General features: G+C 50.1%; 9 protein-coding genes. 6 read left to right on the forward strand and 3 right to left on the reverse strand.

What is annotated here, in order from left to right; genetic code table 11:
- Both AAE045_RS22805 and AAE045_RS22810 read left to right on the forward strand, forming a co-directional pair.
- On the forward strand, window positions 1–1,272 hold a 1,272-nt coding region (locus AAE045_RS22805), incomplete at its 5' end, for a conjugative transfer ATPase (RefSeq protein ID WP_455549622.1).
- A 114-nt stretch (window positions 1,273–1,386) separates the two neighbouring features.
- Window positions 1,387–2,052 carry a DUF4145 domain-containing protein gene (locus AAE045_RS22810; protein WP_455549623.1) on the forward strand — a complete coding sequence of 222 codons (666 nt, stop codon included), beginning with the start codon at window positions 1,387–1,389 and terminating at the stop codon, window positions 2,050–2,052.
- 116 nt (window positions 2,053–2,168) lie between these two features.
- On the opposite strand, the gene AAE045_RS22815 is transcribed toward AAE045_RS22810, so the two are convergent.
- The 3 genes from AAE045_RS22815 to AAE045_RS22825 all read right to left on the reverse strand — a co-directional run bounded on the left by AAE045_RS22815 (window position 2,169) and on the right by AAE045_RS22825 (window position 3,566).
- Window positions 2,169–2,837: a DUF2971 domain-containing protein gene (locus tag AAE045_RS22815; RefSeq protein ID WP_455549624.1), complete on the reverse strand. Its 669-nt coding sequence runs from the start codon at window positions 2,835–2,837 to the stop codon at window positions 2,169–2,171.
- A complete protein-coding gene (locus AAE045_RS22820; RefSeq protein WP_455549625.1) occupies window positions 2,821–3,138 on the reverse strand; it encodes a helix-turn-helix domain-containing protein in 318 nt (105 codons plus the stop codon). The genes AAE045_RS22815 and AAE045_RS22820 overlap by 17 nt, the downstream gene beginning before the upstream one ends.
- A gap of 83 nt (window positions 3,139–3,221) precedes the next feature.
- Window positions 3,222–3,566, reverse strand: coding sequence for a helix-turn-helix transcriptional regulator (locus tag AAE045_RS22825; protein ID WP_455549626.1), 345 nt, complete (start codon window positions 3,564–3,566; stop codon window positions 3,222–3,224).
- A 76-nt stretch (window positions 3,567–3,642) separates the two neighbouring features.
- On the opposite strand from AAE045_RS22825, the gene AAE045_RS22830 reads away from it, so the two are divergent.
- The 4 genes from AAE045_RS22830 to AAE045_RS22845 form a co-directional block, all read left to right on the forward strand.
- Window positions 3,643–3,900: a helix-turn-helix domain-containing protein gene (locus AAE045_RS22830; protein WP_455549627.1), complete on the forward strand. Its 258-nt coding sequence runs from the start codon at window positions 3,643–3,645 to the stop codon at window positions 3,898–3,900.
- A gap of 359 nt (window positions 3,901–4,259) precedes the next feature.
- Window positions 4,260–5,594 (forward strand): MFS transporter, encoded by a 1,335-nt coding sequence (locus tag AAE045_RS22835; RefSeq protein ID WP_455549628.1) that lies wholly within the window; start codon window positions 4,260–4,262, stop codon window positions 5,592–5,594.
- A 9-nt stretch (window positions 5,595–5,603) separates the two neighbouring features.
- Entirely contained in the window at window positions 5,604–6,560 is a 957-nt protein-coding gene (locus AAE045_RS22840; protein ID WP_455549629.1) for an aminoimidazole riboside kinase, read from the forward strand.
- Window positions 6,561–6,570: 10 nt separating this feature from the next.
- Window positions 6,571–7,337: ADP-ribosylglycohydrolase family protein (locus AAE045_RS22845; protein WP_455549630.1), on the forward strand; the 767-nt coding region annotated here is incomplete at its 3' end.

The raw sequence follows: 7,337 nt of genomic DNA on the forward strand, positions 1-7,337 counted from the left end.
GGTGGCACACCGCTGTGCTTTGATCCGCTGAATAAGCTGGACCGTGCCCAGAACGGCCACCTGCTGTTACTCGGCCCGACAGGTGCCGGCAAATCCGCGACGCTCAATGCCAGAATCGCCCAGTTGATGGCCCTGCACCACCCGCGCCTGTTTATTATCGAAGCCGGGAACTCGTTTGGCCTGATGGCCGACTACGCCGCGGCCCATGGTCTGACGGTGAATAAAATCAGCCTGCGTCCCGGTTCCGGCATCACCCTGCCCCTGTTTGCCGATGCCTGGCGACTGGTGGAACAGGCGATTACCGATGCCGAACCACCGGACGAAGAAGAGAGTGACGGGGACGACCAGCGCGACGTGCTGGGTGAAATGGAGATCACCGCCCGGCTGATGATCACCGGTGGTGAAGCAAAAGAAGATGCCCTCCTGACCCGACCGGATCGGGCGATGATCCGCCAGGCTATTATTGCCGCTGCCCATACCTGCTACAAAACAAAACGCCAGACGCTGACCCAGGATATCCGCGATGCGCTGTTTGTGCTTTCCCGTGACGCCAGCCTGCCGGAGGCCCGCCGCCAGCGGGCGTATGAAATGGCGGAATCCATCAACCTGTTCTGCGCCGGGTTTGAAGGTGAACTGTTTAACCGCGAAGGCCGAATGTGGCCGGAGGCAGATATCACGCTGGTTGATCTCGCCACCTTTGCCCGCGAAGGCTACGAGGCACAGCTTGCCATCAGCTATATCTCGCTGATTAACCATATCAACAATCTCGGTGAGCGCGACCAGCACCGCTCACGCCCTATCGTCAATATCACCGACGAGGCGCATATCATCACCGTTAACCCGCTGCTGGCGCGGTTTCTGACCAAGGGCTCGAAGATGTGGCGCAAACTGGGTATCTGGCTGTGGCTGGCGACGCAGAACCTGAGCGACTTCCCGGACGATGCGAAAAAGCTACTGAATATGATTGAATGGGGGGAGCTGCTGGTGATGCCACCGGAAGAGATCGAGCAGGTGTGCCGGTTTAAGGCGCTGACTGAAGAGCAGCGATTGATGTTGCGTTCAGCGGTGAAATCACCCGGGCAGTACACCGAAGGCGTGGTCTTCTCCCCACGTGTGGAAGCACTGTTTCGCGTAGTGCCCCCAGCCCTGTATCTGGCGCTGGGTATGACTGAGAAGCATGAAAAAGCGGAAAGGATGCAGATTATGCGGGAGACGGAGTGTAGTGAGGTGGAGGCGGCAAAAACGATTTCAAAAAATATGACGTATACTTAATCGCCACCATCCTATAAATTACAATTATTAACCAATGAGTATTTAATTACTTCTTTTTTATAAAAAATAACAGGTGTATTATCATTTAATTCAAATCAACTCATTGGTAATTGCATGTCTGAACAAATCAAAAAAATATACTGTAACAACTGTTCCTGTGAGACCAAGCATTCTGTGCTTTTTTATAAGAAAAAAAGAGAAGTAGATGAAGTTGATAATCAGGTCATATGGTACGAAGATGACAGTTATTACTTATCTGAATGCTTGGGATGTGAAAATATAACTTTACATATAGAGTCCACGTATAGCGGGATGGGAGATGAAATTACTGTTACGCAATTTCCACCCAAAATTATAAGAAAGGAACCAAAATGGTTATACCGGATTGATGGTGATGGGATTTTTTTTGGTGACTCTGATAAAATTGAAATATTCAGGGAGATTTATATTGCACTAAAAAACAACATGCCACGATTAGCCATTATGGGTGTCAGAGCATTACTTGAAATGGTAATGATTGAAAATATTAGAGATCAAGGTTCATTTGTGAAGAACCTATCAAAATTAAAAGAAGATGGTTATATTTCAAACTATCAGTTTGAAGCTATTAATAAAGTCATAGAAGCTGGACATGCGAGCATGCACAGAAATTACAAAGCCTCTAGTGAAGAAATCTCCAGCATAATGGATATAACAGAAAATATTATCGAATCCATTTATATTAATAAATTAAACATAACAAAACTAAACATCCCACCCAGAGTGAAAAAAGACAATTAAATAGCCACCTACAGTTCCATTCAGCTTGGTTCTGTAGGGCTAAGTTATTTATAAAACATTGATAATACTGTTAAATACCATTAAACAAAAATAACATCACACAATTACTGAAATTATTAACCATTTGTAACCAGTCTATTTTCAACTATTTTAAAATCTTTATAAGCAATTCTTGATTGAATTACTTTCACTTCTTCATGTCTTTCTTCAAAAAATGCTCTCATGGATGAAATGGGGATATTACATTTAACACCAAGTATCACTTCCTGAAGATTAATTTCGTCAGAAAAATATTTAAAATAAAAACCAGACTCTCCTTCTAAGGTCTTTAAATCAATATGCAATCTATATTCGCTTTCATATTCCCAATGTTGGAACTTAGTCAAAGATAATTCTCTAATGTATAAAGGATTCGAACATTTCGCGACAGTTATTTCTGACAGTTCTTCTTTATATTCGACCTCGTTCAACATTGACGTTGGTATATCGAATCCAAGTGCAATACCTTTATGTTTATCAGCATAGTGGCCCCAAAGTAAAGGATTATGCCAGGTTTTACTAAAACAAATAATTCCTTGTTGCTCTTCAATCTTTTTTTTAACTTTCCGGAGTTCTCTTCTAACCCGCTGATCTGTTAGGTCCGCAGAAAGCAACTCGAAAGGATCATTTAAATCCTGATATCTTGATATCTTTATTCTTTTAAGTGCAAGATTGCTAATCGCATACTCAGAACTAGTGAAATAATACACTCGCATTGTTTCTTGCTTATTATTTGCTCTTTGCATATTTTAAGACATCCTCGCGTTCATGCTTAGTTAATCGCAGAAAAATTAACATCAACTCTGCCAAATCATCATCTTCAGCATAAAAGTAAGCCAGCGGTACTCGTAAAACTTCGGCTAATTTCTGCACAATCTCCGTTCCCGGTTCGTGTACGCCTTTTTCATACCGGTTAATACGCGTACTGGCGACAAATTCATCAATGCCAGCTGCAATCCCCAGACGTTTTTGAGAAAGCCCACTTGTCAGCCGAGCCTGCTTCAAACGTCGACAAAAGATATCGTTATAGTGGTTAGTTGTATTCATAACTACGAGAATCGTAGTTTTTGCTTGCTGCCGATACTACGATTAACGTAGTATTACAGTCACAGGTTAAAAGAGGCCGTACCTTAAGCCTTATTTTCAGGGGAGGTGTTCACCATCTGCCGGGAGGTTTCCAGCAACTGGAGTTGCAAATCAGGAGAGAGGGCCGCGAAGTTGAGAATCAGTTCAGCAAGGTTCTCATTCGAAGCAAACAGCCATGGCAATGGGACATTCAGCACATCTGCTATTCGTGCAGCCGTTTCCATATCGGGCTCGTAAACACCTTTCTCATAGCGATTGAGCCGGGTACTTGCACCAGAAGGATTTACAGCCGCAGCAACTCCTACAGCAGCCTGAGAAATACCTAAGCGCTGTCGGGCTTCTTTTAAGCGGCGGATGAAAACATCCCGTTGTCTGAGTCGTTTTTGCATAACTACGAGATTCGTAGTTTTTTAACGACTTGAATACTACGAAAAACGTAGTGTCAGGGTTGGAGAGGTAACTGGAATGACTAAAAAAGACTGGCATCCCGCCGACATCATTGCCGCGCTGCGCAAGCGCGGCACCAGTCTGGCGAGAGTTTCAAGGGAAGCAGGGCTGGCCTCCTCCACGCTGGCAAATGCCCTGACGCGCCCGTGGCCTAAAGGGGAATGGCTGATTGCCACCGCACTGAATGTCCATCCTTCAGCGATCTGGCCCAGCCGTTATTCCGATCCCACACGTCCGCGAAAACCGAAAAAAACACTTTCCCCGGTCAGAAAATAAACCGTCGCCAGGTTCCCCATAAAACAGGTTCTGTTCATGAATTAACAAATCGTTATTTTCTTTACACACTAAGGAGTGTTGTTTATGCATACCGTAATCCGAAATGTATCCACACAATCCACTGTCATACGCCATCAGAAAGGATGGTCGCAATTTTCCCCTTCTCCGTTGTTAAAGGCTATGTCTGGCCATCTGCACATACTGCCGACAGTTCCGGGAGGATCCTTTTTTAGCCGCTCAGTGCGCGCTCCCGGGCAACCCGGCAGATAATGCCTGCGTTATAAACAACTTTTTTATTTCAAACAGTTACATCATTTCTCTAACTCTACTGCGTGTTCGCACGCAATAAGGATAACGATATGAAATTGTCTGTTATGGAAAAAATAGGTTTCGGTGCCGGAGATATGGCCGTCAACGTGGTGATTATCTCCATGCAGTTGCTCCTGGCGTATTTCTACACCGATATTTACGGCCTGCGGGCCGCCGATGTGGGGGTGTTGCTGATGGTGGTCCGTATGATCGACGCTATTATCGACCCGGCAATGGGCATGCTCACCGATAAAGTCTCCACCCGCCACGGGCGGTACCGTCCCTGGCTGCTCTGGTTCGCCATTCCTTTTGGCTTCGCGGTCTATCTGATGTTTATCACCCCGGATATGGCCTACATGGCAAAACTCGCCTGGGCGTACTTCACCTATATCCTGATGACCCTGGTCTATACGGCTATCACAATCCCATATATTTCACTGATTGGCGTCATTACCGATGATCCTGGTGAGCGTCTGAGCGCCAATGGTTATCGTTTTGTCATGACCAAGATCGCCGCTTTTTTAGTCACCATCGTGGTTCCAGTGCTGGCGGTGTGGCTGGGGCAGGGTAACAAAGCGCTGGGATATCAGCTCTCCATGGGCTTAATGGGCGCCATGGGTACCGTGCTGTTTGTCTTCTGTTTTATAACCACCCGGGAACGAAGCGAGCCTGAACTGCCGTCACTCACGGTTAAGCAGCAGTTCGCGATTTTACTGCGTAATGACCAGTGGCTGATCCTGGGGGGCGTGATCATGTTGCTGATGTGCGGCTACGTAATTCGTGGCTCGGTCGCAACCTATTATGCCAAATACTATTTAGGGGGCGGCGACAGCCTGATATCCCCGTTTCTGACCACCGGTGTGGTGGCGTCCATCCTTGCGATGATTGCGGCCACATGGATAACCCGGTTCCGGGATAAAATAAAAATGTTCCGCTACACCCAACTAGTGACCTTTGTGCTGAGTGTCGCTATGTACTTCTGTGTCGGGCAGCAGGATCTGATCCTCGCGTTCATCTTTTATTTCATCATCAATTTTTTCTGCGATATGCAACTACCCGTGTTCTGGTCATCGATCGCTGAGGCGGTGGATTACGGCGAGCAGAAAACCGGGCTGCGCGTTTCCGGGCTGGCGTTCGGCGGCATCCTGTTCTTCCAGAAATTCGGGATGGGGATCGCCGGTGGCGTGCTGGGCTTGCTGTTAAGCCATTTTGGCTATCAGGCGGATGTACAGCAGAGCGCGGACTCCCTGAGCGGGATTGCGCTGATGATGACGATTATCCCCGCCATATTCCACCTGATCATCGGACTGCTGATGAAAAAATACCGGATTAACAATGCCTGTTACCGGGATATTCAGGCGGATCTGGCGCTGCGCCGGGCATAGGAGGAAGAGATGAACTTGTTAAACAAAGTCTGGGTGACTGGCGACGCTTCCGTCGATCTGGTGCCGGAGAGAGCAGATTCTTATCTGAAATGTCCCGGCGGCGCGTCTGCCAACGTCGCGGTCTGTGTGGCGCGGCTGGGCGGCAACTGTGGATTTATTGGCTGCCTCGGTGACGACGATGCCGGGCATTTCCTGCGGAAAACACTCAGCGGAAATGGGGTGGATGTGTCGTCACTGCGCATCGACCCGCAGCAAACCAGTGCGGTGCTGATTGTCAGTCTGACGCCGGAAGGAGAGCGCAGTTTCACCCATCTTGTCCACCCCGCGGCCCACACATTTGTCAGCGTTGAGGATTTACCGGCATTCAGCCCCGGCGAATGGTTTTACTTCAGCTCTATCGGGCTCACCGACAGCCCGGCACGTGAAGCGTGTCTCGAAGGGGCCCGGCGGATGCGAGCGGCAGGTGGTCATGTGATGTTTGACGTGAATCTGCGCGTCAGCATGTGGCGTGATCCCGGCGAGATTATGCCACTGATTGCTGAGGCTGTCGGCCTGGCGTCGGTCTGCAAGGTCTCTGCCGACGAGCTGTGCTGGCTGGGTAAAGTGGCGCGCTGGCAGGAGGCGCGCCACCTTATTCGCGACCTCGGCTGTGAAACCACCCTGATTTCCCTCGGTGCAGACGGCGCCCTGCTGGTCGCTCCCGACGGTGAGTATGCGTTTCCCGCCCCCAACGTTCCCGTCGTGGACACCACCGGCGCAGGCGATGCGTTTGTGGGGGGACTGCTTTATACCCTGTCCCGGCAGACCCGACGGGACAGCCATCTGCTGGCCGAGGCCACTGCCAATGCAAATGCCTGCGGCGCGATGGCGGTGACGGCAAAGGGGGCCATGACCGCCCTGCCCGGTCCGGAGCAGCTTGCCGCTTTCCGGGCCAGCCATCCACAGAATGTCAATGTCAAAGCGTAAGGAGTCACAGATGAGTACTGAATACAAAAAAATACTGGGCTGTCTTGTCGGTGCCGCTGCGGCGGATGCCATGGGTGCTGCAACGGAGGTCCGTACCCGCCAGCAGATCCGTGAGTATTTCGGCGGCTGGGTGACCGGTTTCGAAAAACCGCCCGCCGATACCTTTGGCCGCTGCAACGAGGCCGGGATGTGTACGGACGACTTTATCCAGGCAAAATACATTATGGACGCGCTGTTAAAGCACGACCGCCGGGTCAGTGATGAAGCCATGCGTGAAGCCTTTCAGCGCTGGCTGGAATACCCGTTTTATGCCAACTTTACCGGCCCCACCACCCGTGCCGCAATGAGAGCCCTCTTTAACGACACGCGGGGTTCACTGCAGGGGGAGCTGGAAGGCGAGAAGCAGTCCGTCGCGATCATTAACAGAGGCAATGCCGAAGCCACCAACGGTGCGGCAATGAAAATATGGCCGGCTGCCGTGCTGCATCCCGGCAATACGGAAAAGGCCATCCGCTGTGCGCTGGATATCTGTCGTTTCACCCACAATAACGTCCTGGCGATGTCAGGGGCGGCCGCAATGGCCGCAGCCACCAGCGAGGCGTTACAGGGCGTGACCAGTGCAGACAGTATTATCGCCGCCGGGATTTACGGCGCAGAAAGAGGCTATGCACTGGCCGTGGAACAGGGGGCAATGATGGTAGCCGGGCCGTCCGTTGCCCGCCGGATTGAGCTTGCCGTCAGCCTCGGTAAGCGTCACACCGGCTGGGAAACCGCCAT

Source organism: Dryocola clanedunensis, from assembly GCF_038405435.1.
In the GTDB taxonomy this organism is placed as follows: domain Bacteria; phylum Pseudomonadota; class Gammaproteobacteria; order Enterobacterales; family Enterobacteriaceae; genus Dryocola; species Dryocola clanedunensis_A.

Bases quoted from the DNA above. Each gene is read 5' to 3' on its own strand.
- AAE045_RS22830 (WP_455549627.1), top strand. From the start codon at position 3,643: ATGACTAAAAAAGACTGGCATCCCGCCGACATCATTGCCGCGCTGCGC.
- AAE045_RS22810 (WP_455549623.1), top strand. From the start codon at position 1,387: ATGTCTGAACAAATCAAAAAAATATACTGTAACAACTGTTCCTGTGAG.
- AAE045_RS22815 (WP_455549624.1), bottom strand. From the start codon at position 2,837: ATGCAAAGAGCAAATAATAAGCAAGAAACAATGCGAGTGTATTATTTC.
- AAE045_RS22835 (WP_455549628.1), top strand. From the start codon at position 4,260: ATGAAATTGTCTGTTATGGAAAAAATAGGTTTCGGTGCCGGAGATATG.
- AAE045_RS22840 (WP_455549629.1), top strand. From the start codon at position 5,604: ATGAACTTGTTAAACAAAGTCTGGGTGACTGGCGACGCTTCCGTCGAT.
- AAE045_RS22820 (WP_455549625.1), bottom strand. From the start codon at position 3,138: ATGAATACAACTAACCACTATAACGATATCTTTTGTCGACGTTTGAAG.
- AAE045_RS22825 (WP_455549626.1), bottom strand. From the start codon at position 3,566: ATGCAAAAACGACTCAGACAACGGGATGTTTTCATCCGCCGCTTAAAA.